This window comes from Actinocrispum sp. NPDC049592 (genome assembly GCF_040675465.1).
GTDB lineage: Bacteria > Actinomycetota > Actinomycetes > Mycobacteriales > Pseudonocardiaceae > Kibdelosporangium.
Genome location: NZ_JBFAPA010000019.1, coordinates 167539 through 191570 on the forward strand (window position 1 = coordinate 167539; position 24032 = coordinate 191570).

Annotated in this window: 24 protein-coding genes; 18 read left to right on the plus strand and 6 right to left on the minus strand. The window is 70.3% G+C overall.

What is annotated here, in order from left to right; translation table 11 throughout:
* The first annotated feature begins 49 nt into the window (after nucleotides 1-49).
* From AB0J95_RS38515 to AB0J95_RS38530, 4 genes are all read left to right on the plus strand, one after another.
* The gene (locus AB0J95_RS38515) at nucleotides 50-3091 is read left to right on the plus strand and encodes a type 2 lanthipeptide synthetase LanM family protein (protein ID WP_364769570.1); all 3042 of its coding nucleotides are present in this window, start codon (nucleotides 50-52) and stop codon (nucleotides 3089-3091) included.
* Between the two features lie 126 nt (nucleotides 3092-3217).
* A complete protein-coding gene (locus AB0J95_RS38520; RefSeq protein WP_364769572.1) occupies nucleotides 3218-3412 on the plus strand; it encodes a hypothetical protein in 195 nt (64 codons plus the stop codon).
* A 60-nt stretch (nucleotides 3413-3472) separates the two neighbouring features.
* Entirely contained in the window at nucleotides 3473-6391 is a 2919-nt protein-coding gene (locus tag AB0J95_RS38525) for an AAA family ATPase (RefSeq protein WP_364769574.1), read from the plus strand.
* A 78-nt stretch (nucleotides 6392-6469) separates the two neighbouring features.
* Nucleotides 6470-7072 (plus strand): response regulator transcription factor, encoded by a 603-nt coding sequence (locus AB0J95_RS38530; protein WP_364769576.1) that lies wholly within the window; start codon nucleotides 6470-6472, stop codon nucleotides 7070-7072.
* Nucleotides 7073-7079: 7 nt separating this feature from the next.
* Here the strand turns inward: AB0J95_RS38530 and AB0J95_RS38535 are convergent, their stop codons facing one another.
* Nucleotides 7080-7304 carry a LuxR C-terminal-related transcriptional regulator gene (locus AB0J95_RS38535; protein ID WP_364769578.1) on the minus strand — a complete coding sequence of 75 codons (225 nt, stop codon included), beginning with the start codon at nucleotides 7302-7304 and terminating at the stop codon, nucleotides 7080-7082.
* 324 nt (nucleotides 7305-7628) lie between these two features.
* Here AB0J95_RS38535 and AB0J95_RS38540 point away from each other — a divergent pair, with 324 nt between their 5' ends.
* From AB0J95_RS38540 to AB0J95_RS38600, 13 genes are all read left to right on the plus strand, one after another.
* Nucleotides 7629-9059 carry an AMP-binding protein gene (locus AB0J95_RS38540; protein ID WP_364769580.1) on the plus strand — a complete coding sequence of 477 codons (1431 nt, stop codon included), beginning with the start codon at nucleotides 7629-7631 and terminating at the stop codon, nucleotides 9057-9059.
* A 1-nt stretch (nucleotide 9060) separates the two neighbouring features.
* Nucleotides 9061-9321 (plus strand): phosphopantetheine-binding protein, encoded by a 261-nt coding sequence (locus AB0J95_RS38545; RefSeq protein ID WP_364769582.1) that lies wholly within the window; start codon nucleotides 9061-9063, stop codon nucleotides 9319-9321.
* A gap of 1 nt (nucleotide 9322) precedes the next feature.
* A complete protein-coding gene (locus AB0J95_RS38550) occupies nucleotides 9323-10354 on the plus strand; it encodes a hypothetical protein (RefSeq protein ID WP_364769584.1) in 1032 nt (343 codons plus the stop codon).
* Nucleotides 10347-11177: a tryptophan synthase subunit alpha gene (gene trpA / locus AB0J95_RS38555; protein WP_364769586.1), complete on the plus strand. Its 831-nt coding sequence runs from the start codon at nucleotides 10347-10349 to the stop codon at nucleotides 11175-11177. The genes AB0J95_RS38550 and trpA overlap by 8 nt, the downstream gene beginning before the upstream one ends.
* The gene (locus tag AB0J95_RS38560; protein ID WP_364769588.1) at nucleotides 11174-11548 is read left to right on the plus strand and encodes an ectoine synthase; all 375 of its coding nucleotides are present in this window, start codon (nucleotides 11174-11176) and stop codon (nucleotides 11546-11548) included. The genes trpA and AB0J95_RS38560 overlap by 4 nt, the downstream gene beginning before the upstream one ends.
* A gap of 13 nt (nucleotides 11549-11561) precedes the next feature.
* A complete protein-coding gene (locus tag AB0J95_RS38565; protein WP_364769590.1) occupies nucleotides 11562-12704 on the plus strand; it encodes an acyl-CoA dehydrogenase family protein in 1143 nt (380 codons plus the stop codon).
* A complete protein-coding gene (locus AB0J95_RS38570) occupies nucleotides 12701-13387 on the plus strand; it encodes a transglutaminase-like domain-containing protein (protein ID WP_364769592.1) in 687 nt (228 codons plus the stop codon). The genes AB0J95_RS38565 and AB0J95_RS38570 overlap by 4 nt, the downstream gene beginning before the upstream one ends.
* Entirely contained in the window at nucleotides 13384-14748 is a 1365-nt protein-coding gene (locus AB0J95_RS38575; RefSeq protein WP_364769594.1) for a TrpB-like pyridoxal phosphate-dependent enzyme, read from the plus strand. Before AB0J95_RS38570 ends, AB0J95_RS38575 begins: the two co-directional genes overlap by 4 nt.
* Nucleotides 14741-15415: a hypothetical protein gene (locus tag AB0J95_RS38580; protein ID WP_364769595.1), complete on the plus strand. Its 675-nt coding sequence runs from the start codon at nucleotides 14741-14743 to the stop codon at nucleotides 15413-15415. The genes AB0J95_RS38575 and AB0J95_RS38580 overlap by 8 nt, the downstream gene beginning before the upstream one ends.
* Complete coding sequence (locus tag AB0J95_RS38585) at nucleotides 15412-16095, plus strand: hypothetical protein (RefSeq protein WP_364769596.1); 684 nt, start codon at nucleotides 15412-15414, stop codon at nucleotides 16093-16095. Before AB0J95_RS38580 ends, AB0J95_RS38585 begins: the two co-directional genes overlap by 4 nt.
* Complete coding sequence (locus tag AB0J95_RS38590) at nucleotides 16092-17465, plus strand: UbiD family decarboxylase (protein WP_364769598.1); 1374 nt, start codon at nucleotides 16092-16094, stop codon at nucleotides 17463-17465. Before AB0J95_RS38585 ends, AB0J95_RS38590 begins: the two co-directional genes overlap by 4 nt.
* Nucleotides 17462-18103 (plus strand): UbiX family flavin prenyltransferase, encoded by a 642-nt coding sequence (locus AB0J95_RS38595; RefSeq protein WP_364769600.1) that lies wholly within the window; start codon nucleotides 17462-17464, stop codon nucleotides 18101-18103. Before AB0J95_RS38590 ends, AB0J95_RS38595 begins: the two co-directional genes overlap by 4 nt.
* 78 nt (nucleotides 18104-18181) lie before the next feature.
* Nucleotides 18182-19552, plus strand: a complete 1371-nt coding sequence (locus tag AB0J95_RS38600; protein WP_364769602.1) for a glucose/sorbosone family PQQ-dependent dehydrogenase — start codon at nucleotides 18182-18184, stop codon at nucleotides 19550-19552.
* On the opposite strand, the gene AB0J95_RS38605 is transcribed toward AB0J95_RS38600, so the two are convergent.
* Nucleotides 19541-20536, minus strand: a complete 996-nt coding sequence (locus AB0J95_RS38605) for an aldose 1-epimerase family protein (protein WP_364769604.1) — start codon at nucleotides 20534-20536, stop codon at nucleotides 19541-19543. The genes AB0J95_RS38600 and AB0J95_RS38605 overlap by 12 nt on opposite strands.
* A gap of 64 nt (nucleotides 20537-20600) precedes the next feature.
* On the opposite strand from AB0J95_RS38605, the gene AB0J95_RS38610 reads away from it, so the two are divergent.
* Nucleotides 20601-21053, plus strand: a complete 453-nt coding sequence (locus AB0J95_RS38610) for a hypothetical protein (RefSeq protein ID WP_364769606.1) — start codon at nucleotides 20601-20603, stop codon at nucleotides 21051-21053.
* Nucleotides 21054-21060: 7 nt separating this feature from the next.
* Here the strand turns inward: AB0J95_RS38610 and AB0J95_RS38615 are convergent, their stop codons facing one another.
* The 4 genes from AB0J95_RS38615 to AB0J95_RS38630 form a co-directional block, all read right to left on the minus strand.
* The gene (locus AB0J95_RS38615; protein ID WP_364769608.1) at nucleotides 21061-21831 is read right to left on the minus strand and encodes a PIG-L deacetylase family protein; all 771 of its coding nucleotides are present in this window, start codon (nucleotides 21829-21831) and stop codon (nucleotides 21061-21063) included.
* A 204-nt stretch (nucleotides 21832-22035) separates the two neighbouring features.
* Nucleotides 22036-22620 (minus strand): DinB family protein, encoded by a 585-nt coding sequence (locus AB0J95_RS38620; protein ID WP_364769610.1) that lies wholly within the window; start codon nucleotides 22618-22620, stop codon nucleotides 22036-22038.
* A gap of 30 nt (nucleotides 22621-22650) precedes the next feature.
* Nucleotides 22651-23397 carry an SRPBCC domain-containing protein gene (locus tag AB0J95_RS38625; protein WP_364769612.1) on the minus strand — a complete coding sequence of 249 codons (747 nt, stop codon included), beginning with the start codon at nucleotides 23395-23397 and terminating at the stop codon, nucleotides 22651-22653.
* A gap of 1 nt (nucleotide 23398) precedes the next feature.
* On the minus strand, nucleotides 23399-23995 hold the full coding sequence (locus AB0J95_RS38630) for a helix-turn-helix domain-containing protein (RefSeq protein WP_364769614.1): 597 nt from the start codon (nucleotides 23993-23995) through the stop codon (nucleotides 23399-23401).
* Nucleotides 23996-24032: the final 37 nt, after the last annotated feature.

Here is a 24032-nt window from a genome sequence, read left to right on the forward strand (position 1 = left end):
GGCTTTGCCCCTACATGGGTGTCCAACTGGCGTGGCACAGTGCGATGCTGTGAGCACTCCCTCTGCCGATTACCTGACGCCCTACTGGTGGGCGGGTGGCCTGGCGCTGCAGGAGCGGCTGCCGGCCACGACCGCCGGGAGTGCGCCGGAACGGCTCGAACGGTGGCGTGGGGCGCCGGGCGACGAGGCCGCGGCGCTGTTCGGTGAACGGCTGGCCGCGGTGGGCATCGACGAGGCGGGCGCGAGCGCGCTGCTGGCCGAGCCGCACGAGTCCCTGGGTGTCCGCAGTGGACGTCCGATGTGGACGGACCTGGTCGAGGAGGCGGTGGCCGGCGCCGAGGACGTGCCGGTGGACACGGCGGCGTTCACCGGGCCGGTCCAGCCTTTCGTAACAGTGGCCCGGGCCAAGCTGACGCGGGCCGTGTCCGGGCTGGCCGAAGGTGCCCGGATCGATCTGGACGCGGTGCTCGTGGCGTTCGCCGAGCAACTGGGCGCCCGCCTGGCCCGGCTGGCCGCGCGGACGTTGGTGCTGGAGCTGAACGTCGCCCGCGTGACCGGGAGCCTGACCGGCCACACCGCCGCCGAGCGGTTCGCGGACTTCACCGGACAGGTGACCACCACGGCCGGGCTGGCGCGGCTGCTCGCGGAGTACCCGGTACTGGGCCGGTTGCTGGGCCAGGACTGCCAGTACGCGGTGGCCGCGGCGACCGAGCTGCTCGAACGGTTCGCGGCCGACCGCCCGGCCATCGCCGCAGCCCTGACCGACGGCGACCCGGGCACGCTCGTGGCCGTCGAAGCCGGTGCGGGCGACCGGCACGGCCGCGGCCGATCGGTGTCCATGCTGCGGTTCGACAGTGGCGACACGGTCGTGTACAAACCGCGACCCGTTGCGCTGCAGGCACATTTCACCGACCTGGTGGCCTGGTTGAACACCAAGGTGCCCGGCCTGGGGCTGCGCACGGCCCGTTGCCTGGTCCGGCCGGGGTACGGCTGGCTGGAGTTCATCCGGCACGGTCCCTGCACCGAGGTGAGCGAGGTGGACCGGTTCTACCGGCGCCAAGGGGCGTTGCTGGCCCTGCTGTACGCGGTGGACGGCACCGACATCCACTTCGAGAACCTGATCGCCGCCGCCGACCAGCCGGTCCTGGTGGACGTGGAGACGTTGTTCCACCCGACCGTGCCACCGGTGCTCACCGCGGGTCCAGACCCGGCGGTCGCGGCGTTGGGCCGGTCGGTGCTGCGCACCGCCCTGCTGCCCCAGCTGTTGTTCGGGGAGCAGGGCGCGCTGGACATTTCCGGGCTCGGTGGCGACAAGGGCACGACGTTCCCGTTCGAGGCGGTGGGCTGGTCGGACACCGGGACCGACGAGATGCGGCTGGTGCGCCGGTCGGTCGAGTTCCACGGCGCGGTCAACCGGCCGACGCTGCACGGCCGCGACGCCGACCCCGCGGACTACGAGGCGGCCCTGCTGACCGGGTTCCGCGCTGGTTACGACGCCATAGTGGCCCATCGCGACGACCTCATCGGCCCGGACGGGTTGCTCTCGGCGTGTTCGGCCGACGAGATCCGGATCGTGCTGCGGCCCACCCGGGTGTACGCGACGCTGCTCGACGAGTCGACCCATCCCACGGTGCTGCGTGACGGCCTCGACCGCGACCGGGTGCTGGACGCGTTGTGGGCCGACCCGATGGACCCGGCGCGCAGGCGGCGGCTGATCCGCCACGAGGTGGCCGACCTGTGGGCGGGCGACGTGCCGATGTTCGTGGGACGCCCGGGTTCCCGGGACGTGTGGACGGCCACCGGCGACCGGCTGGCCGGGCTGCTCGACGAGTCCGGGCTGGCCGCCGTCACCGCCAAGATCACCGCGATGGGCGAGGTCGACCAGCACGAGCAGGAGTGGCTGATCACCGCGGCGCTGGCGACCAGGCTCACCGAGGTCGAGCACCAGGGCCGGGTGCCGGTGCCCAGCCCGGTCGTGCCCGTCGTGCCGGACGCGCAGCGGCTGCTCGCCACCGCGTGCGGGATCGCCGACGAGATCGTGGCCAGGGCGCTGCCGGACCGCGACGGGGTGAACTGGCTGGGCCTCGAACCGATCGACTGGCGTTACTGGGCGGTGCTGCCGATGAGCGCCGGGCTCGCGGATGGCTACACCGGAGTGGCCCTGTTTCTCGCCCAAGTCGGCGCCCTGACCGGAGCCGCGCGCTACACCGATCTCGCCCGCCGGGCACTGCACCGGATGCCGCTGCTGCTGGACACTCTCGACGCGAACGCCGACGCGGCGGCCGCGGTCGGCCCGGGGCTGCTGGGGTTCGGCGGCATCTGTTACGCGCTGGCGCGGATCGCCACGCTGCTCAACGATGACGAGGCACGCGACTGTCTCGCGCGCGCGGTCGACCTGGCCGGCCGCCACCCGGACGACCGGGCCGACGTGGTGTTCGGCGACGCCGGGGGGCTGCTGGCGATGCTGGCCGTGCACGCGGAGACCGGCCTGCCCAGCGCGCGATCGCTGGCCGGGCGGTTCGCCGCGCGACTGCTCGAGTGTCCTCAATGGACAGACATGTCCGCCGGGTTCGCCATGGGGCCGGCCGGAGCGGGGCACGCCCTGCTGCGTTACGCCAAGACCGTTGGAGGACAGCGTTATGCCGAAGCCGGGGTGGCCGCCATCGAGAAGGACACGACGCCGTGGCGCGACCACCGGACACCCGACTACGGCTGGTGCGCCGGTCTTTCCGGGGCCGTCCTGGCCCGAAGCGCCGACCTGGACCGGTTCGACGACGTGGAGCGGTGCGTGCCCACGCTCGCCACCCGCGACCCGTTGCGCGACAACAGCCTCTGCCACGGCGAGCTCGGCGCCATGGAGGCGCTCACCGTGCTCGCGGCCGCGGGCAACGAACAAGCGGCCATGGCGTGGCGGCACGGAGCCGGCCGGGTACTGGCCGTGATCGACCGGCTCGGTCCCCGGTGCGCCACACCGAACGCGGTGCGCTCGCCGGGCATGCTCACCGGCCTGTCCGGGATCGGGTACGGCCTGTTGCGGCTTGGCTTCCCCGAAAGTGTCCCCTCGGTACTCCTGCTCGAACCGGGGTCGTGACAGTTTGTCATTAGTGCCTTAGTGTCTTGCGCCGAGTTCCTGCCGGATACTCCCTAACGATCCGCCCCGGGCGCCGATATAGGCGTCGTTTGGTCTCATACACCCGAATCCCAAGGGACGAAACAGATGGATGAAAGCAGCAAGCAGGCCGACGCCTGGAAGACCGCCGAGCCCGGGTCCGACCACCCGGCAGGCGAGATCAGGGTGACGCCGAAGCGGTTGGCGGGCGCCAGGTTCGCGGCGCTCGGTGGCATGGCGATGGGCGCGCTGGCCGCCGCGACGCCGATCTTCCAGCACGTCGGCACCACGTCCGGCCCCTGAGGCCGGCCGCCGTCTCGCTGCCCAGGAAACCGCTGAGGACTCGCGAAAGAACCACTGCCCATGCAAACCCGTGCCCCTGCCATGGTCGGCCGCGACGGCGAGCTCGACCGGCTGGAAACGGCGCTGGCGGGCGCCCGCAACGGGTGTGGCGGTGCCGCTTTCGTGGTCGGCGAGCCGGGGATCGGCAAGACGCGGATGGCCGTCGAGGTGGCCGGGCGGGCGTTCACGACCGGGATGCTGGTGCTGCGGGGACGCGCCAGCACCATCGGTCCGACGGTGCCGTTCCGGCCACTGAGCGAGGCGCTGCTGTCGCTGTTCCGCATCGAGGAGCCGCCTGCCGAGCAGGACCTGGGCCCCTACCGGCCCGCGCTCGGCCGGTTGATCCCGGAGTGGAGCACCGGCGAGGGCGGCAGCGAGAACACCTCGATCGTCATCCTCGCCGAGGCCGTGCTGCGGCTGATCGCGGTCCTCGGCCGCGACCGCGGCTGCCTGGTGGTGCTGGAGGACCTGCACGACGCGGACCCCGAGACCCTGGCCGTCGTGGAGTACCTGGCGGACAACCTGGACGGTCAGCCCGCCCTGCTGCTCGCGACCGCCCGCAACGAGGCGAGTCCGGTGTACGACCTGGCCCAGCTCGCCGCACAGCGGTATTCGGGCATGCTGCTCGAGCTGGAGCGGCTGGAGCGGGCCGAGGTGCGCGGGCTGGTGGCCGCCTGCCTGGAGACCGCGCCGGGCGGGGTGCCGGCCGAGGTCGTCGACCGGCTGGCCGCCGACAGCGCCGGAAACCCCTTCCTGGTCGAGGAGCTGCTGCACGGGCTGGTCAGCAACGGGCTGCTGGCCCAGGGGCCGGCCGGCTGGCAGGTGATCGGCCAGATCCGCACCGACGTTCCGGGCACGCTGGTGCGCAGCATCAGCCGCCGGACCGACCGGCTCAGCCCGCAGGGCCGGATGCTGCTGTCGGCGGCCGCCGTGCTCGGCCACCGCTTCCCCCTTTCGGTGGTGCAGAAGGTCACCGGAATGGACGATCGCAGCCTGCTCAGCCATTTGCACGCCGGGATGGCGGCGCAGCTGGTGACCGCGGACGAGCCCGCCCCGGACTGGTACGCCTTCCAGCATCCGCTGACCGCCGACGCGTTGCTGACGCTGCTGACCCCGGCCGACCGGGCCGAGCTGGCGCGCAAGGCCGCCGACGCCGTGCAGGACCTGCACCCCGAGCTGTCCGGCGAGTGGTGCCAGCTCGTCGCCTCGCTGCGGATGCAGGCGGGCGACCGGGCCGGCGCCGCCCGGGTGTTCGCCGAGGCGGGCCGGCGGGCCTTGGCCGCCGGTGCGGCCGGTTCGTCGATCGCGTTGCTGGAGCGCGCGGAAAGCCTGCTGTCCGGCGATACCGACCCGCGGTTGCGCGCCGACGTGTTCGAGTCGCTGCTGTACTCGCTGGCCGAGGCCGGCCGGCTGGAGCGCGCCTTCGAGCTGATCACCACGCTGGACGAGCTGGGCGGCGCCGGGCTCGACCCGCCGCGCCGGGCCGGTCTGCACGTCCGGCTGGCCTGGGTGGCGCACGTGGCCGGGCGCCGGGAGGACGCCGACGCGCACGTGTACGCGGCGCGCGAGCTGCTCGGTGCCGACGCCGCCGACGAGCACGCCGCACCACTCGACGCGGTCGCCGCACACCTCGCGCTCAACGCCCCCAGCTCGGATCGCAAGCAGGAGGCGGAGTCGCTGGCCCGCCGGGCGGTCGCCGCGGCGGAACGGGCGCCGCTGCCCGCGGTCGCGTGCCAGGCGTGGCTGGTGATCGGCGCGGTGGCCCGCGGGCGGGACCTGGCCGAGTCGACGGCGTGCTACGAAACCGTGCGGCTGCTGGCCGAGGAGCACCGGCTGCCCATCTGGCGGATCCACGCCCTGGTCTGGCTCGGCGGCAACCGGTGGCTGGCCGACGGCGGCACCGCCGCGCTGCGCCACGCCCGTCAGGAGGCGCGCCGGGTCGGCGCGTTCACCCAGATGCACATCGTCGACGCGACCCTCGTGCTGGATACCGTGCTGCGCGGTGACTATCCGGCCGCGGCGGAGATGCACGACCGGTGCTGGGCGTCGGCGCACCGGCTGCGGATCGACGATGTCGCGCGCCATCTCCTGCTCTCCAGGGCAGCCTTGGCCGCCCATCAGGGCAAGCGGCCGCAGATGGAGCAGGCGCTGCTGGAGTTCCGCCGGATGGCCGGGGACAGATCCCAGGAGCAGCCCATGGTTCTGGGCATGGCGCGGGCGTTCTGCGCGCTGCTGGAGGAGGATCGCGACCGGGCGGCCATCGAGCTGGCCCGCGCACTCGCCAGCGAGGACACCAAACCCACCACCTACAGCCTGGTCGGCCGCCATGGTTTGGACTTGTTGCTGAAGGTTCTGCGTGGCACGGCGGGCTGGCCGCAGTACGAGCAGACGTGTGCCGCCCCGGCCGGCACCATGCGGTGGAACCGGCAGTTCGTGTCGCTCGCCAAAGCCGTGTTGCACGGCCGCTCCGGCCAGGAGGAGGCGGCGCTGGCCGCGGTGGCCGATGCCCAGGACGCCGCTGCGCCCTACGCCATGGCGAGGCACCTCGGGCTTCGGCTCGTCGCCGAGGCGGCGCATGCCGACGGCTGGGGTGAGCCGGAGACGTGGCTGCGGCAGGCCGAGGAGTACTTCCACCACGCCGACGTGCCCGCCGTGGCCAGCGCCTGCCGCGGGCTGCTGCGCCAGGTCGGCGCTTCGGTGCAGCAGCGGCGTTCCGGCGTGGACCGGGTACCGGACCCGTTGCGCCGCTTGACGGTCACGGTCCGCGAGTTCGAGGTGTTCGAGCTGCTGGCCGACCGGCTGGGCAACAAGGCGATCGCCGGGCGGCTGCGCATTTCGCCGCGTACGGTGGAGAAGCACGTGGCGAGCCTGATCGCGAAGACCGCTCAGCCCGACCGCATGTCGTTGAGCGAGTTCGCCTCCACGGTCATGCGACAGTAGACAACCCGGTGGCGTCGCGCCCTGTGCGGCTGCCCACGGACACGATGCTGGGGGGCAGGACCGAGAGGGGAGCGCTCGATGGACGGCTCGGTGCCGGTGAAAGTCGTTGCGTCGGACCAGTTTCTGGCCGCCGGGGTGACCGCGGTGCTGCGGGAGAGCCATGCGGTGGAGCTCGACGTCGCGGACCTCCCAGCGGTGCTGCTGGTCGCGGTCGACTCGGTCGACGACAACGCGGTCGACCTGTTGGCGGGGGCCAAAGACGAGAAATGGCTTGGCGTAGTGCTTCTGGCCGGTTCGGTGAACCCGGCCGGGCTGCGCAGAGCGGTCGACGCGGGCGTGTGCGGGGTGTTGCGGCGGCGCACGGCGACCGTGCCGCATCTGATCTCGACGATCCGGGCGGCATCGACCGGGGTGGCCACGATGCCGCCGGACCTCCTCGGCGAGGTGTTCCAGCTGGGGAACGGATCCCCCGCCGAGGAAGGGCCGGCAACGCTGCTGACCAGCCGGGAACAGGCCGTTCTGCGGCTGCTGGCCGACGGCCAGGACACCGCCGAGATCGCCCGGCAGCTGACCTATTCGGTACGCACGGTGACGGAAATAGTGCACAATGTCGTGCACCGGCTACGGCTGCGCAATCGCGCACATGCCGTCGCATTCGCACTGAAAGAGGGACTTATCTGAACGTGTTTCACACGAGACCTTCGCGCACCGCGTAAGCCGCCGCATGCACCCGGTTCCGTAATCGGAGCCGGCTCATCAGGTCGTAGATCGTATTCTTCACCGTGTGCTGGGAGCAGCCGATCGCCCTGGCAATTTCGGCGTTTCCATGACCGCTGGCGATCAGGACGAGTATTTTTCGTTCCCGTGCGGTCAGCCCGGTGACCGGCTGACGGGTGGAGCTGACGGCGTCCATGTGAAAGTTCCCCTTCTCCCCTCCTGCAGGTTACACAGTATTCGCCGGCCGGCCGCGCATGGTCGGGGTTTGCCCCCAAATTCGCTGCGTGTGAGGATGAGCACGCAACGCGATCGATCCGCGGCGAGAACACTCCGGGAGAAGAACACGCAGAAGACGACGCAACCAGGTTTGTGTCAATGGCCGCCGTTCGTTCTCTTCCTTCCCGCGCGTTGACGCGACAAGCTGTTCTCCCGGAATGAGATCCGGTTCGCTTGTTCAAGGCGACTTCAAAGAAACGTTTCAGAGGCGGTTATGTCTGCCCGATCCCTCGTGGAAAACATCGTGACCAATGCACGGCGCCGGCCTGCCGCGCCCGCATTGGCCTGGCGCGGCGACACGGTCGGTTACGGCGAGCTGCTGCGCATGGCCGGCGACGCCAGGGCGCGGATCGCGTCCCTCGGCCTCGCCGAGGGCGCTCCGGTCGGCGTGCTGGCGCCCAAGTCGCCTGCCGCCATCGCGCTGATCCTGGCCTGCCTGCTGGAGCACCGGCCGTTCCTGCTGCCGTCGGTGGACCTCGCCGAGCGCACCCTCGAGCGGCTGTTCGAGGTGGCCGGCTGCCAGGCGGTGCTGACCGCCGATGACCCCATCGGGCAGGCGTCCGTGCTGACGTCGCCGCGCTCCCGGCCCGAGGCGATCACCTTCATGCTCACCACTTCCGGATCGACCGGACTGCCCAAAGTGGTCCCGTTGACCGAGGGAGCGGTCGACCGGTTCACCGACTGGGCCGGCGAGGCGTTCGGGCTGGGCCCGGACAGCGCGGTGCTCAACTTCAGCCCGCTCAACTTCGACCTGTGCCTGCTCGACGTCTGGGCGACCCTCAAGCATGGTGGCTGCGTGGTCCTGGTCGATCCCGACCGCGCCACCAGCTCCGGCTACCTGCGTTCCCTGCTCGCCGAGCACGGCGTGACGGTTGTGCAGGCCGTACCCATGTTCTACCAGCTGATCGCCGGTGCGACAGACAAGGCGTTCCCGCGGGTCGAGCACGTGGTGATCACCGGGGACAGCATCGCCGAGCGGTGCCTGGCCGCCATCCCAGGGCTGTTTCCCCGGGCGCGGCTGTACAACCTGTATGGCTGCACGGAAACCAACGACAGCCTCATCCACGAACTCGACCCCGCCGCGCTGCCACAAGGATCTGTGCCGCTCGGCGAACCGCTGCCGGGCGTGGACGCGCTCGTGGTCGATGCCGGCGGCGCGGTGCTCACCGGCCCCGGCGACGGGGAACTGTTCGTGCACACGCCATTCCAGACCACCGGCTACGCGCCGCCCACACCCAATGACCGGTTCACCGCGCACCCGGCCGGCGCCGGTGACCACACCTACTTCCGGACCGGCGACCTGGTCCGCCGCGAGCCCGATGGAAGCCTGATGTTGCTGGGACGCAACGACTTCCACGTCAAGGTGCGCGGCGTGCGGACCAACCTGCAGGAGGTCGAGCGGGTCCTGGCCGGACACGACGGGATCGCCGAGGTGGCGGTGGTCGCGGTACCCGACCCCATCGGCGGGCACCGGCTGCACGCCGAGCTGCGCCGCGCCCAGGGAGAAGCCGGGGGCGCGGTGAACAGCTTGCTGCTGAAGGAGTTCTGCGCCGGCAGCCTGCCCCGCACGGCGATCCCGTCGACCATCCGCATCACCGACGAACCACTGCCGCGCACGTCGACCGGCAAACCCGACCGACAGCTGCTCATCCGCGCCAACACCCAGAAAGGCTGACATGGACCACATCGACACCATCAGACGGTTCGTCGTCGAGGAGTTCCTGCCCGACGTATCCCCCGAGTCGCTGGCCGCCGACTACGACCTGCTCGCCGGGGGCGTGATCGACAGCCTCGGCCTGCTCAAGGTGATCGCCTGGCTGGAGAACCGGTTCGGCCTCGCCGTGGACGACATCGAGCTGGAACCGGACGCGTTCCGGTCGATCGCGGCCATCAGCGACTTCATCGTCCGGGTAGCCACCCCCGCGCGCTCGATCTGACATGTCCGAGCTCGTAGCCGCGCTGCTGGACGGGACCGCACCGGCCGGCGCCGAGGAGTTCCGGTCCTTCTGGGACCGGGTGCTGCGGCGCGAGGCCGGTGCGGGCGAGGCCGTCGCCGTGCTCACCGCGCTGTCCGCCCGCATGCCGCATCCCTCCACTGTGGACGCTTTCGTGGCCACGCTGGCGGAGCGGCGGCCCGGTCCGGTGCCGCGCTTTCCCGGTGCGGTCAACGTGGTCGGCACCGGCGGCGGGCCCAAGACGGTGAACATCTCCACCGCGGCCGCGTTCGTCGCCGCCGCGATGGGGGTGCCGGTGGTCAAGACCGGTTCGCGCGGCATGTCCAGCCGGATCGGCTCGGTCGACCTGCTCGACCGGCTCGGCGTCCGGCCGGCCCGCTCGTACGACGAAGTGGGTGACCAGCTTCAGCGGCACGGCGTGAGTTTCGCCGGGCAGTTCGTCTATCCGGTGGAGCTCACCGCGCTGGCCCGTGCGGTGCTGCCGATGAGCCTGCGCACCATCGGGCGGTTCGTCAACGCGATCGGCCCGTTCCTCGCCGCGGTGCCGGTGTCGGCTCAGCTCACCGGTGTGTCCAACCGGACGCACCTGCCCCAGCTGCGCCTGCTGGCCATGCGCCGGACGGAGAGCCGGATCTGGTTGTGCAGCAACGACCTGGGCGCCGACGAGCTGCTCAGCTTCACGGCCAACACGGTCCACGACAGCGCCACCGGCGAGGACTTCACCGTCGAGCCGGACGGTCCGGCCACCGGCCAGGAACTCGACGACCTGAGCCCCGTCGACGACGAGCACGTGGCCGAGAACTTTCTCTCGCTGCTGGACGGAAACGCACCGCGCACAGCGGTGAAGACGGTATGTCTCAATGCCGCCGCGCTCGCGCTGCTCTCCGGTCGGCAGGACGGCTGGACTTCGGCGGTGAGCGCGGCGCACGAGGCCGTGGACAGCGGTGCGGCGGCCGGGCTCGTCGAGCGGCTGCGCAACGATTCCACGGTCGCGGCCGGTGAGCGGCATGGCTGAGCGCGGGTTCTTCGGACGCCGGTCCGGCCGGCCGGGCCTGGCGTTGTTCCTCAACGCCGGTGACCCACCGCTGGAGCATCTCGCCGACGTCGTGCGCGCGCTCGACGAACAGCGCGTGGACTGCCTGGAATTGGCCGTGCCGTTCCCGGACTCGGTCACGGATGGACCGGTCATCCGGGAGTCCGCGGACCGGGCGCTGGCGACCGGCGTGGACCTCGATGCCGTCCTCGGCTTCATCCGCGGTGTCCGCCACGAGCTTCGCCACCTGCGCATCGCGCTGCTCGTCGACTGGAGTCACTCGGTGCGGCCGCAACCGTTGCCCGATTTCCTTGCCAGGGTGGCGGATTCGGCGGCTGATGGACTGCTGGTGCACGGTCTGCCACCTCGGTTGCGGCCGTCGCTTGTGGACGGTGCGGCGGCCCGGGGTCTGCCGCTGGTCACCACCTGCTATGCCACGTCGAGCCCGGAGGTGCGCGCCGAGGCGGCCCGGCACGGCACGGCTTACGTCTATCTCGTCGCGCGTTACGGCCGGACCGGCGTGCGCGCGTCCGGCGGGTTCGACCACCTGGCGCCCGTTCTGGGGGAGCTGAAAACCCAAGCGGCCGCACCGGTCGCGGTCGGTTTCGGGGTCCGGGACCGGGCGGACCTGCTGGCGCTCGGCGAGATCGGCGCGGACGCCGCGGTGATCGGCAGCGCCACGGTCGAGCGGGTGGAGCAGGCCCTGGTCGAGAACCTGGACCCCGCGGAGGAACTCGCGCGGTTCGCGCGCTCGCTGCGACCGGTCACCACCGGGCAGCTGACACAACAGGGAGGAACACGATGATCGTCCGCAACCTCGAGCAGGCCAAGACCGTTGAATGGGGCAACGGGTTGAGCCGCCGGTTCCTGCTGGCCTCGGACGGCATGGGCTACACGATGACCGACACGATCGTGCGCGCAGGCACCAAGTCCCGGCTGGAGTACCGAAACCACCTCGAGGCCTGCTACTGCATCTCCGGCAGCGGCGAGGTCGTCGACGTCAACGGGGACACGCACCCGATCGTGCCCGGCACGCTCTACGCGCTGGACCGCCACGACGCCCACTTCCTCGTCGCCGCACCGGACGAGGACATGCGCCTGGTGTGCGTGTTCTCCCCCGCGCTGCAGGGCGACGAGGTACACGACCTGGACTCCGCGGAGTTCTCGCACTACTGAGACGGGAACCACCGTGATCGAGTGGAACGAAGAGGCACGCGCCCTGCGGGCCGGCCTCGCCGAGTGGTACGACGCGCTGTCCGCCGGACACGTCGAACAGGATGCCGAGAGCGCCTTCCCTTGGGACAAATGGAAACTCATCCAGGAGTGCGGCCTGCTGCGGCTGCCGTTCGACCAGCGGTGGGGCGGCCTCGGCCAGGACCTGCTGACCACGATGTACCTGTTGGAGGGGCTCGGCTACGGCTGCCGGGACGGCGGGCTGAACTTCTGCGCGTCCACCCACATCGTCAGCACCGGGATCCCGGTGCAGCGGTTCGGTTCCGAGCAGCTGCGCAACCGTTACCTGCCGGGGATCTGCTCCGGTGACCGGATCGGTGCCCATGCGATCACCGAGCCGGACGGCGGGTCCGACGCGCTTTCCATGCGCGCCAAGGCGACCCGCGACGGAGATCACTACGTGCTCAACGGCAGCAAGGCGTTCGTCAGCAACGGCGCGGTCGCCGACCTGTTCACCGTGTACGCCCGGACGCATCCGGACGGCGGCCCGCTCGGCATCACCGCGTTCCTCGTTGAGCGCGGCACGCCGGGTCTGACCATCGGCAAACCGATTCCGAAGATGGGGCTGCGCACCTCACCGCTCACCGAGTTGTTCTTCGACGACTGCCGAATCCCCGCCTCCCAGGTCATCGGCCGGTCCGGGGGCGGCTTTCTCGTCCTGGACCACGTGATGAAGTGGGAGATCCTCTGCTCGTTCGTGATCAACCTGGGTGAGATGCAGCACCGGCTGGAACGGTGTGTGGACTACGCCCGCACCCGGACCCAGTTCGGCTCCCCCATCGGCACCTACCAGGGGGTCGCGCACAAGCTGGCGGACATGAAGGTCGGCGTCGAGACGACCCGGAAGTGGTTGTACGACACGGCAACGGGCGTGGCCGAGGGGCGGGTCGTGACCACCGAGCTGGCCATCGCCAAGCTGGTGGCCAGCGAGCAGAACGTGGCCTCCGCCATGGCCGCGGTGCAGATCTTCGGCGGCTACGGCTACCTGGCCGAGTACGGCCTGGAGAAGGACCTGCGCAACGCGGTCGCCGGGACCATCTACTCGGGAACCTCGGAGATCCAGCGCAACCGGATCAGCTCCATGCTGGGAGTGTCATGACAGCCACCACGGCGCTCACGTTGGCGCCAACGGAGTTCCTCGACCACACCGCGCCCGAGGTGACCGCGTTCGTCGAGCGGGTCGCGCCGGACCCGGACGCGGCACCGGACCGGCGCGCGGTCGCGCTCTACTACGCGGTACGCGACGAGATCCGCTATGAGGTCTACGGCGCCGACCTGTCCCGGCGAGGACTGCGGGCCAGCCAGGTGCTGCGCGCCGGATCCGGGATGTGCCTGCACAAGTCCGTGGTCTACGCCGCGGCCCTGCGTGCGTGCGGCATCCCGGCCCGCCTGGTGCTCACCGACGTGCGCAACCACCTGACCTCGCCCCGGCTGCGGGACCTGGTGGGCGGCGACGTGTTCCACTACCACTGCCTCACTTCTGTCCACTTGGGACAGAAGTGGATGCGGGTGACCCCGGTGTTCAACCGCACCCTCTGCCGGCTGTTCAAGATCGCGCCGCTGGAGTTCGACGGGTCCGGCGACAGCGTGTACCACCCGTACGACCTCAACGGCCGGCGGCACATGGAGTTCCTGCACACCCACGGCGAGTTCCCGGACCTGCCGTACGACCTCGTCATCGCGGGGCTGCGCCGGGCGCACCCCCGGCTGTTCGCCGGCACCGACCGCTTCGCGTCCGGCTCGCTCGTCCTCGACCACGCCGACTCCAGGAGAGACGCATGACCGACCAGATCAAGTACCAGCTCGACGAGCAGGACATCCCGCGCACCTGGTACAACCTCGCCGCCGATCTGTCCACTGTGGAACCTTTGCTGCACCCCGGCACCGGCGAGCCGCTGCCCAGGGAGGCGCTGCTCGGGATCATGCCGGCCGAGCTGGCCGAGCAGGAGCTGAGCACCGAGCGGGAGATCGAGATCCCCGAGGCGGTACGGCAGATCTACGCGCAGTGGCGGCCCTCGCCGCTGTTCCGCGCCCGGCGCCTGGAGCGCGCCCTGGACACCCCCGCGCGGATCTACTACAAGTACGAGGGCATCAGCCCGGCCGGCAGCCACAAGCCGAACACCGCCATCCCGCAGGCCTTCTACAACAAGCAGGCCGGGATCACCAAGCTGGCCACGGAGACCGGCGCCGGGCAGTGGGGTTCCTCGCTCGCGCTGGCGGGTGCGCTGTTCGACATCGAGGTCCAGGTCTACATGGTGAAGGTCAGCTACCACCAGAAGCCGTACCGCCGGTTGCTGATGGAGACCTACGGCGCCCGCTGCGTGCCCAGCCCGAGCACCGAGACCGCGGCGGGCCGGGCCATTCTCGCCGACGACCCGGACTGCCCCGGCAGCCTCGGCATCGCCACCTCCGAGGCGCTCGAGGTGGCCATGAACAACCCGGACATCAACTACGCCGGTGGCAGCGTGCTCAACCACGTTCTGCTGCACCAGACCGTGATCGGGCAGGAGGCGATCAAGCAGTTCGCCATGGCCGACGACTACCCGGACGTCGTGGTCGGCTGCACCGGCGGTGGCAGCAACTTCGGCGGCCTGACCTTCCCGTTCCTCGGCCAGCGGATCCGCGAGGGACGCGGGGTGCGGGTGATCGCCGCCGAGCCGGCCGCCTGCCCGACCCTCACCAAGGGCACGTTCGCCTACGACTTCGGCGACACCGCGGGCCTCACCCCGCTGCTGAAGATGCACACGCTCGGCCACAGCTTCGTGCCGCCGTCGTTCCACGCGGGCGGGCTGCGCTACCACGGCATGGCGCCGCTGGTGAGCGCCGCGCTGCGGGAGGACCTCATCGAGGCGACCGCTGTCGAGCAGTCGAACTGCTTCGCCGCGGGCATCCAGTTCGCCCGCGCCGAGGGCATCATCCCGGCCCCGGAGTCGACGCACGCGATCACCGTCGCGATCAACGAAGCGTTGCGCTGCAAGGAGGAGGGCCGCTCGGAGACCATCCTCTTCGGACTGTCCGGGCACGGCCACTTCGACCTGTCGGCCTACGAGCAGCACCTGACCGGCGCCCTGCGGGACGAGCAGTACGACGAGTCGCAGCTGCAGGCTGCCCTCGCCGGCCTGCCCGGTCTGGTCAGTGCCTGACCGCCCTGCCGTGGTGAAGATCTGCGGCGCCACCCGGACCGAGGACCTGGCCCTGCTCGCCGGGGCCGACCTCGTCGGGCTGTGGCACGGGGTCCGTGGCGGGCACGCGGACCTCGACCGGGACCGCCTGGTCGCGCTCGCCGGCGCGACCGGCGGGCCCGCGCCGGTGCTGGTCACGTTCGGCGCGGACCCCGTCGCCATCGGTGAAACCGTTGCGGCGGCGGGGATCCGTTGGGTCCAGCTGCATGGGTACCAGCCGCCCGGGGTGGTGCGCGGCCTGCTCGCGCGTCACCCGGGCCTGAACGTGATCAAGGTGCTGCATGTACATGGGCAGACCTGCCAGGAACTTGCGCTGATCCCGGCCTACGAACGGGTTGGCGTGTCGATGTTCCTGCTGGACTCGGTCACCGACGACGGGCGGATCGGCAGCACGGCCCGGCCGATCGACCCATTTGCCGCACTGGCCGTCGCCGACCGGCTGAACCGCCCGTTTCTGTTGGCCGGTGGGCTTTCGGCGGACAACGCGGCACAGTTCGACGCGGTTCGCCGGCACCCGCGGTTCGCCGGAGTGGACGTGGACTCCGGCGCGCGCGACGAAAACGGCCGGATCGACGGCGAACGAGTCGCCGCCATCTGCCGCGAATGGACACTGGAGGGGGCGCGATGAGGTTCACCGAGGCGGTCCTGGCCGCCCGAACGCCGGTGATCGCGGAGATCAAGCTGACCGACGGCGCGGGCACCGGGCTGACCCGCGGTCGCAGCGTCGCGGAACTGGTCGAGGCATATCACGAAGCGGGGGCATGCTGCCTGTCGGTGGTCACCGGGAAGTGGTTCGGCGGTAGCGCGCGGCTGCTCGCCGAGGTCACTTCGCAGACCACGCTTCCGGTGCTGCACAAGGACTTCATCACGCAGCGAGGGCAGGTCACGGCGGCCGCGGAGGCGGGGGCCGCGGCTGTTTTGCTCACCGCGGCGCTGCTGCCCGCCGCTGTGCTGCGCGATCTGATCGAGCACGCGCTGAGTGCCGGGCTCACCCCGTTCGTCGAGGTGACCGGTGAACGTGAGCTCGCCGCGGTCGAGCCGGCCGATCGGTGCGTGATCGCGGTGAACAACAAGGAGATCCGGGACCGGGAACGCGGTGCCGGGGACATCGGGCGGAGCCTGCGGCTGCTGCCGGAGGTCCTTGCCACCGGCTGTCCGTGCCCGGTCAGCGCCAGCGGCATCGACACCCCCGAGATCGGTTCTCGCCTGCTCGGCGCGGGGTACGCGGGCCTGCTCGTGGGTACCGGGTTGCTCCGCGCGGACAGCCCCAGCGCTTGGCTGGCTCAGCTCACGGTGGCGGCGCGATGAGGCCGGGTCTCTCGGTGCGTGGAGCCGTCGCCGCAGTTCGGCGCCGCACCCCCGACGCCTGTCTGGCGGAGACTGGCGCCTGGTCCACGCACGACATCGCCGCTGACTTCGCCGCGCGGTTCGCTGGCGTGCCAGCGACTTCCGCGCAACGTCCGGAGCCGGTGGTCCGCTATCCCGTCGACGGTTCCCGGATGCCGGTGCTGCTTGGCCTGTACGGCAGCGAGGAACGTGTCCATGGCTGGCTTCCCGGGCTGCCCGATTCATCCACAGTGGACTCTGTGGCCAAGCTGCTGTCCAATGTGGTGTCGCCGGAACGGGTGGCGAATCCGCCGTGTCAGCAGGTGGTCCGCCGGAGAGTGGATCTGCGTACGTTGCCCGCGCTGCAAACCACGGCCCGCGATGCGGGGCCGTACTTGACGTTGGGCATGGTGCATGCGCGCGAGGCCGATCGGACCGCGTTGTCGGTACACCGGATGCTGGTGCTCGACGAGACGCACATCGCGCTGTGGATGGTTCCCGGCCGGGCGTTGCGCGCGATGCACGAGTCCGCCGGGAGACTGCCGGTGTCGGTCAGCATCGGCGCTCCACCGGCCGCGGTACTCGCCTCGGCGCTCAGCACCGCCGTTCTGCCTGCGGGGGTCGGGAAACTCGACGTCGCGGGCGCGTTGGCGGGCGGGCCGGTGGGTATCGCCGCTGGCGTCAGCCAGCCGGTGGATGTGCTGGCGGAGTCGGAGATCGTGCTCGAGGGGTACCTCGACGGCACCGTCGCCGACGAGACGCTGAACGGCTCGCTGGGCGTGTCGCTGCCCGAGTTCCTCGGCTATGACGGCTCGGCGCTGCCGGACCTGCCGGTGCTCACCGTCACCGCTGTGACCACCCGCCGAAACCCCATGTACCAGGCGGTGATCGGGCCGGGCCGCGAGCAGTCGGTGATCCTCGGCCTGGCCGGTGCCCTGTCGGTCGCGCTGACCGGCGACGACGAGGACTGGCGGATGATCGCCGACCTGCACTTCGCGGCGGCCGGTGGCGGCATGCTGCTGCTCAATGTGGCCGTTCGCAAGGATTCCGCGCGTGCGGACGGCCGGCTGCGGCACATCGCCCGGCGGATCTTCGAGCGGCACACGTTCGTGAAGCTGATCGTCTTCACCGACCCGGACGTGGACATCCGGTCCGCCGAGGATGTGTGGTGGGCGGTCACCACCCGGGCCAACCTCGGCGTCGACTGCGGGACCCTGCCCAGCCCCCGCCGGCTCACGATGGACCCCTCGCAGGGACCCGGCTGGCGCGGCGACGGCGGGACCGGCCGGACCTTCGTCGACGCGACCGTGCCGTACCGGTTGCGCGACAGGACGATGCGGAGCTTCCGATGAGGATCGTGGTGGGCATCACCGGGGCCACCGGCTCGGTGATCGGGGTGCGGATCCTGCGGGCGCTGCGGGAGCTGGAGGTGGAGACCCACCTGGTGATCAGCAAGTGGGGCAGGGCCACCCTCGAGCTGGAGACCGACCTGCGCGCCGCCGACGTGCACCGGCTCGCCGACCACGTGTACGGCCACGGCGACGCGGCCGCGGCGATCTCCAGCGGCTCGTTCCGCACCGACGGCATGATCATCGCCCCGTGCAGCATGAAGACGCTCGCCGCCATCCGCAGCGGCTACGGCGAGGGCCTGATCCCCCGCGCCGCCGACGTCACCCTCAAGGAGCGCCGCAAGCTCGTCCTCGTCCCCCGCGAGCTGCCCCTCTCGGAGATCCACCTGGACAACATGCTCGCCCTCACCCGCATGGGCGCCGTCATCGCCCCGCCCACCCCCGCCTTCTACACCCGCCCCAGCACCATCGACGAGCTCATCACCCACATCGCCGCCCGCGTCCTCGACCAGTTCGGCCTCGACCTCCCCGACGTCCCCCGCTGGACCGGCCCCCAGACCGCCCGCCGAACCCCCACCCAGGACACCGAGCAGACTTCCGTCCTGTCGCCGGTCCCCCGCCTGCTCAACACCGGTTCGTGAGTAGTGGCGAGTGCCCATCCGGCGTCAATAGGGTGGCGGGGTACTGCGTTCACTTTTGAACACTGGAGGGCAGAACTGGTGAAACGCCTTGTTTTGGCGTTGTCGCTGATAGTCGCCGCGTCGCCGGTGTCCGCGGCGGCGGAGACCGGTCCCGCGGCCACCGGGAGGGTGCTCACGAGTGGGCTCGCCGACCCGTACGAGATCACCTGGGGACCGGACGGGTTCATCTGGGCCACCGAGAAAACCGGTCTGCGGGTGGTGCGGATCGACCCGAGGACGGGGGCGAAGAAGACGGCGGTGACGATCCCGGATGCCGTGCACACCGACTGGCGGCAGAACGGTGTGCTGGGGATGGCGCTGCATCCGGGGTTGCTGCACGGCCGCGACCATGTCTTCGTCGCGTACACCTACGACTCGGATCCGGGCACCGCGGAAGCCTTGCGTACGAAGATCGTGCGCTACACCTACGACAGCCACACCGAACAGCTCGGGCAGCAGGTCGATGTGATCACGGGTCTGCCGGGTGGTGTCGACCATCAGTCGGCGCGGCTGGTGTTCGGGCCGGACGCCAAGCTCTACTACACGATCGGGGATCAGGGCGCCGGGCAGTTCGAGGAGATGTGCGAACCGAACCTCGCGCAGCGGCTGCCGACGGCCGCGGAGGTGCGGGACAAGGACTGGACGGCGTACCGCGGCAAAGTCCTTCGGCTGAACCAGGACGGCTCGATCCCCGCGGACAATCCTGTCATCGATGGTGTGCGCAGCCATGTCCTGACTTACGGCCACCGCAACGCGCAAGGACTTGTCTTCGGTACCAACGGGATCCTCTACTCGAGCGAGCAGGGACCGAAGACCGACGACGAGATCGACATCATCAGCCGCGGCAAGAACTACGGCTGGCCGAACGTCGCCGGATACCGGGACGACAACGCCTACGTCTACGCAAACTGGGCTGCCGCGCCGGATTGCCAGGACCTCGAGTTCTCCGACTTCGAGATCCCGCCATCCGTCCCGGTCACGAGGGAATCCGCCTGGAGCAACCGGGACTTCGTCCCTCCGATCAGGACGTTCCACACCGTGCCCAGCGACCACAACTTCAAGGACCCGAAGTGCGCTGAGGACGAACAGTGGTACCTGTGCTGGCCGACCGTGGCACCGGCCGGCCTCGACTACGTCCCCCGCGGCGGCTATCGCAACTCGCTGCTCATGCCCGCCCTGAAGGACGGCACGGTCTACCGGCTGGTGCTCAGCCCGGACGGCAAGTGCGTGACCTCCGTCGAACCGTTGTGGCGCAGCACGAACCGGTACCGGGACACCGCGATCAGCCCGGACGGCAAGACGTTCTACGTCGCCACCGACAGTTCGGGCAGCACCAAGGACGAAACCGGGACGCCCACCAACGAGCTGGCCAACCCCGGTTCCATCCTCGAGTTCAAGCTAGGCTCGTAGCCCCCAGCTGCTCCGGTGCGCCTGGCCGGGGTCCAGCACGATCAGGCCGTCGCCGCTGTTGAAGGCGTTGGGCGCGGCGGTCATGGGTTCGACGCTGATGCCGGCGCGCGGGGGACGGCCCGGCGCGCCGTCATCGGTGTAGACCTGCATGAACTTGTGCCTGTCGTCGGCCCAGATCTCGATCTGGTGCCCGCCATCGGTTTCCACGATCGCGGTGGCGACACCGTCCACCCGGCGCAGATCGGTGTAGCACACGTCCAGTTTGGTCGTGCCGATCTGTTTGTGCGCCTGGAAGTCGTACTGGGTGCCCGCGACCGGGACCCGCCCGATCGGGATCAGCACGTCGTTGGTGGTCAAGTAGGTTTCCGCGGGCATGGTGAGTCTGGCCGCGTCGACGTTCGGCTGCACCCGGAAGTACGGGTGATAGCCGGATCCCAGCGGCGCCTGCTGCCGGCCGGCGTTTTTGGCCGTCAGAGTTACTTGCAGGCCTTGGGTTCTGACCACGTACTCGAGCTGGAACGCGATTGTGAACGGGTATCCGTACTGCGGGTAGAGCGTGTAGCCCAGGACCAGCCGGTCGCGGTCGTGCCTGACCACAGTCCACGCGACCCATGCGACCAGGCCGTGAATGGCGTGGCCGCTCCAGTTCTCGCTGGCCGGTGTCTGGTACTCGACGCCGCCGAAAGTGTATGTGGCGGCGTCGATCCGGTTCGCCCACGGCAGCAAGGTCTTGCCGATGAAGCTGTCGCCGAGTTCGGTGGCGTCGTGCGTGAGCAGGATCTCGCGGTCGTCCACCCGCCATGACCGCAGCGTCGGCCCCACCTCTGCGACGACAACCTTGTGCCGCCCAGCGGAAATCGTGAGCTGACGCCCGCTGGGCAGGACTGTGGTGGAAGACTGTTGCGCCTGAGCGCTTGACGGAAGAGCCATGGCGGCCGCCGACCCGGCTGCCCCAACCAGTGCGCCACGACGTGAAAGTGTCATGACACCATCATTCCAGCGCAGAACGCTTGGCTGGCTTGGATTTTTCACAGCGAAGGGAACCTAGGTGATCACGGATCCAACGCTCCTGCGGATCGGTCAGGCCGTGCAGCTCGGCCACAGCGGTGAACGCGAGGCCGCGCGCCGCCAGTTCGAGGAGATCTGGGCGGAGATCGGCGGCGAGCAAGGAGACCCGCTGCAGCGGTGCACGCTCGCGCACTCGATGGCCGACGTCCAGGACGACGTGCACCAGGAGCTGCTGTGGGACCAGCGCGCGCTGGCCGCTGTCGAGCTCATCACCGATGCGCGCATCGCCGAGGCGGGTGTGCCGGTCTCGGTCGCCGGGCTGTATCCCTCGCTGCACCTGAACTTGAGCGAGTGCTACCGCAAGCTGGGCGACCTCGACCGTGCGCGTGAACACCTCCAGCATGCGCGGGACACGATCGGCGCGCTCGGCGACGACGAGTACGGGCGGCTGATCAGGGACGGCCTGGAAAAGGTCGCCGAACAGCTGCCCTGAGCTGTCGTCAGTCTTCCGCGGTGCCGGTGGGGAACTCCGGGGGTGCCTGCAGGTCGCGGGCGCGGAACAGCACGGCGTGCTCGACCCCCATCTCCTTGCCGCTCATCGCCGCGAACATCGGGATGAAGTCCGCGGGCGCGGGGTGGTTCGGCAGCGCGGCCAGGTACTCGGCGTGTGCCTCCAGCGAAGCCACGCCACGGCGCAGCGGTTCACCCGTGACGTCGACGCCATGGGTCGCGCCTCCACCGGCCAGCCCGGGCACGATGTACCAGCGCGGGGAGTGCGGCTCGAGGCCTTCGTCGTCGACCTGCTCCGGGAACACCCACCGGTTGCCCGCGTCGCGGATCGCGTCCAGCGTCGAGAGCCCCACCGCCCGGTGGTCGGCCTGGTCGAACCCGAACGGCGTGTCCACCTCATACCCGCTGCCCAGGACGACATCCGGCTTGAACCGCCGGATCTCCCGGCAGATATCCCGCCGAAGGTCGAGGCCGTACACCAGCACGCCGTCGGGATGTTCCAGGATGGTCAGGTGCTTGACGCCCACAGCGGCGCACGCGGCCTGTTGCTCGGCGCTGCGCAACCGGGCCGTCTCCTCCGGCGGGTTCGGCATCCCGGCCTCACCCCGGGTGAGCAGCAGATACCCGACCTCAATCCCCCGCGCCGTCCAGCGGGCGACGGCCGCTGACGTGCCGTACTCCATGTCGTCGGGGTGCGCCACGACGCAGAGCACACGCTGGAAGGACTCCTCGGGCAGTGCAGGCAGTGTCATGGTCGTCATCCTGCACCGTCGAGGGCCCTCCCGCCCCCTTGACCTGCCGACGAACCCCCACGGACAACAGCGGAACTGTGACTTCATCGGCGCCACGAAGGCAGGCGGTCAGGCGTATGGGTCGAAGAAGTTCTGGTGAGTGCGGGAGTCGGTGAGTTCGTCGCGGCATACCCAGATGGCGATGTAGCGGACGAGGCTGGTGTCGGTGTGGGTCTAGCTGGCGTCCTGTGCCACCTTCTCGAGGCGGTCTCGGTAGTCCTCCCACCACTTCTGGTCTTCTGGCGGCATGTTGTCGTTGCCCTGCAGCATTCCCACGGTTCCGTCGATCATTTCCCGGACGATGTCGGCGTGTCCGGCGTGGCGTTGGGTCTCGGCGACCATGTGGACGAGGATGGCGTGGAGGGTGACCTCGCTGCGGTCCTCCGGCCAGTGCGGGACGTGGCCGATCGCATCGAGCGGGAGGGTGTTGATCGTGGCGTCGGAGTGCGCCCATGTCCGGTGGTACAGCGCGATGATGTCCTCGCGGGACTCGTCGGGGGTCGCCCACATGTCGGCGTTGTGCTCCGCGTCGTCGTCCAGCCAGGGCAGCGGCTCGCCGGACGGCCGCCCGAAGGTGTCGCCGAAGTACCCCTGCTCGCAGCCGGCCACGTGTTTGACCAGGCCCAGCAGGTTGGTGCCGGTCGGGGTCAGCGGGCGGCGGATGTCGTACTCCGACAGCCCGTCGAGCTTCCACAGCAGGGCGTCGCGGGCGCGCTGCAGGTAACGGTGAAGATCCGCTTTCGGGTCCGATCCAGTCATGCCGGACAGCCTCTCATCCGGCACCGACAATCACGCGAAGGCGGTGCTCAGCCACGACCGGTACGCGGCCTCGATCTCCGCCGGGTCCTCGTCACCGGAGAAGCCGTGGTACTCCAGGACGAGCGTGTCGCGGTACCCCTTCATCAGCATCAGGATGCCGTCCGCTGTGTGGACGCCGACGCAGTGCGGCGCGCTCAGGAAATCGACGGTTCCGCCCGTGGCCGCGAGTCCGGGGACGTTCAGCCGGGTCGGCGCGCCATCGGTGATCTCACCGACCGACAGGGCGTCGGCGAACTTGGACCAGACCTTGGTGTCGTCCGCGACCTGCGGGCCGAACAGGAACAGGTTGAACCTCGACGTGCGGCCCGGGAAGTGCGCCAGGTAGGTGGCCAGCTTACGCAGGTGCATCGCGTCGCCGACCTTCATCCCGTCGTACTGGTCCTCCCAGTCGTCGACGAGCGTGCCGTTGTGCACGCAGCGCAGCACCGAGCTGCCGCCGTCGCGCCCCTCGATCAGGAACTCGAACGCCGCGAACGTGCCGTCCGGGTCGTCGCCGCGGAACGCCAGGCGCCGGCCCGGTTCCCACGCGGTGATCGTCGACTCCTGGGTGTATCCGGGCATCTCCAGCCGGTTCGTGCCGCCCTGCCCCGGTTCGATCCGGCTGCGCCCCATGAACCACGAGTCGAGCCCCGGGCCGGTGGCGATGGCGTCCCACACCTGCTCGGGGGTGGCGGCCAGGGCGAGCTCGTCGCGGATCTCGAACTCGTGCATGGTCATCTCAGGCGTCTTCCGGCCCGGTCTTGACGCTCGGGTGCATCGCCAGCACGACCCGGTGGTCGCGGCCGCCGGGCGCCTGCTCGTCGTGATACCGGCTGACCAGCGCCGCGATCGTGCTGGTCAGCTCCTCCGCGAAGGCCGCCCGGTCGGCCGCACTGGCGAACCGCACCTGCGCGTCCAGCCCGAACGTCGCCAGCTGCTTGCGGGCCTTGGCAGCGCCCTCGATCAGCGCGCCGACATCCCGCACCAGCTTGGCGCCCAACGCGAGCAGCCACCGGGCCGACAACCGGTCCGGCGAACGCGCCGGATCGGGCTGGACAGCGGCCAGCACGGCAGGCGAGATCACATAGGACAACGCGGTCGCCCGCAGCACCCGCTCGGTGACGTTGCCCTTCCTGCGCTCCTCGACCAGCTCGACCAGGCCGTGCCGCTCCAGCTCGCGCAGGTGGTAGTTGACCTTCTGCCGGGCCAGCCCGACCCGCCCGGCCAGCATCGTCGCCGACCCCGGCTCGGCCAGCTCGGCCAGCAACCTGGCCCGCACCGGATCCAGACACACCACGGCCGCCGCCGGGTCCTCGATCACAGCCACGTCCAACATGCGCCCACCCTCACACCGACAACCATCGATGTCAAGA

Excerpts from the sequence above, each read along its gene's own strand:
- AB0J95_RS38595 (WP_364769600.1), top strand. The coding sequence starts at position 17,462 with ATGAGGATCGTGGTGGGCATCACCGGGGCCACCGGCTCGGTGATCGGG.
- AB0J95_RS38560 (WP_364769588.1), top strand. The coding sequence starts at position 11,174 with ATGATCGTCCGCAACCTCGAGCAGGCCAAGACCGTTGAATGGGGCAAC.
- AB0J95_RS38535 (WP_364769578.1), bottom strand. The coding sequence starts at position 7,304 with ATGGACGCCGTCAGCTCCACCCGTCAGCCGGTCACCGGGCTGACCGCA.
- AB0J95_RS38525 (WP_364769574.1), top strand. The coding sequence starts at position 3,473 with ATGCAAACCCGTGCCCCTGCCATGGTCGGCCGCGACGGCGAGCTCGAC.
- AB0J95_RS38620 (WP_364769610.1), bottom strand. The coding sequence starts at position 22,620 with ATGACTGGATCGGACCCGAAAGCGGATCTTCACCGTTACCTGCAGCGC.
- AB0J95_RS38615 (WP_364769608.1), bottom strand. The coding sequence starts at position 21,831 with ATGACGACCATGACACTGCCTGCACTGCCCGAGGAGTCCTTCCAGCGT.
- AB0J95_RS38605 (WP_364769604.1), bottom strand. The coding sequence starts at position 20,536 with ATGACACTTTCACGTCGTGGCGCACTGGTTGGGGCAGCCGGGTCGGCG.
- trpA (WP_364769586.1), top strand. The coding sequence starts at position 10,347 with ATGGCTGAGCGCGGGTTCTTCGGACGCCGGTCCGGCCGGCCGGGCCTG.
- AB0J95_RS38585 (WP_364769596.1), top strand. The coding sequence starts at position 15,412 with ATGAGGTTCACCGAGGCGGTCCTGGCCGCCCGAACGCCGGTGATCGCG.
- AB0J95_RS38575 (WP_364769594.1), top strand. The coding sequence starts at position 13,384 with ATGACCGACCAGATCAAGTACCAGCTCGACGAGCAGGACATCCCGCGC.
- AB0J95_RS38520 (WP_364769572.1), top strand. The coding sequence starts at position 3,218 with ATGGATGAAAGCAGCAAGCAGGCCGACGCCTGGAAGACCGCCGAGCCC.
- AB0J95_RS38545 (WP_364769582.1), top strand. The coding sequence starts at position 9,061 with ATGGACCACATCGACACCATCAGACGGTTCGTCGTCGAGGAGTTCCTG.
- AB0J95_RS38530 (WP_364769576.1), top strand. The coding sequence starts at position 6,470 with ATGGACGGCTCGGTGCCGGTGAAAGTCGTTGCGTCGGACCAGTTTCTG.
- AB0J95_RS38590 (WP_364769598.1), top strand. The coding sequence starts at position 16,092 with ATGAGGCCGGGTCTCTCGGTGCGTGGAGCCGTCGCCGCAGTTCGGCGC.
- AB0J95_RS38630 (WP_364769614.1), bottom strand. The coding sequence starts at position 23,995 with ATGTTGGACGTGGCTGTGATCGAGGACCCGGCGGCGGCCGTGGTGTGT.
- AB0J95_RS38550 (WP_364769584.1), top strand. The coding sequence starts at position 9,323 with ATGTCCGAGCTCGTAGCCGCGCTGCTGGACGGGACCGCACCGGCCGGC.
- AB0J95_RS38570 (WP_364769592.1), top strand. The coding sequence starts at position 12,701 with ATGACAGCCACCACGGCGCTCACGTTGGCGCCAACGGAGTTCCTCGAC.
- AB0J95_RS38625 (WP_364769612.1), bottom strand. The coding sequence starts at position 23,397 with ATGACCATGCACGAGTTCGAGATCCGCGACGAGCTCGCCCTGGCCGCC.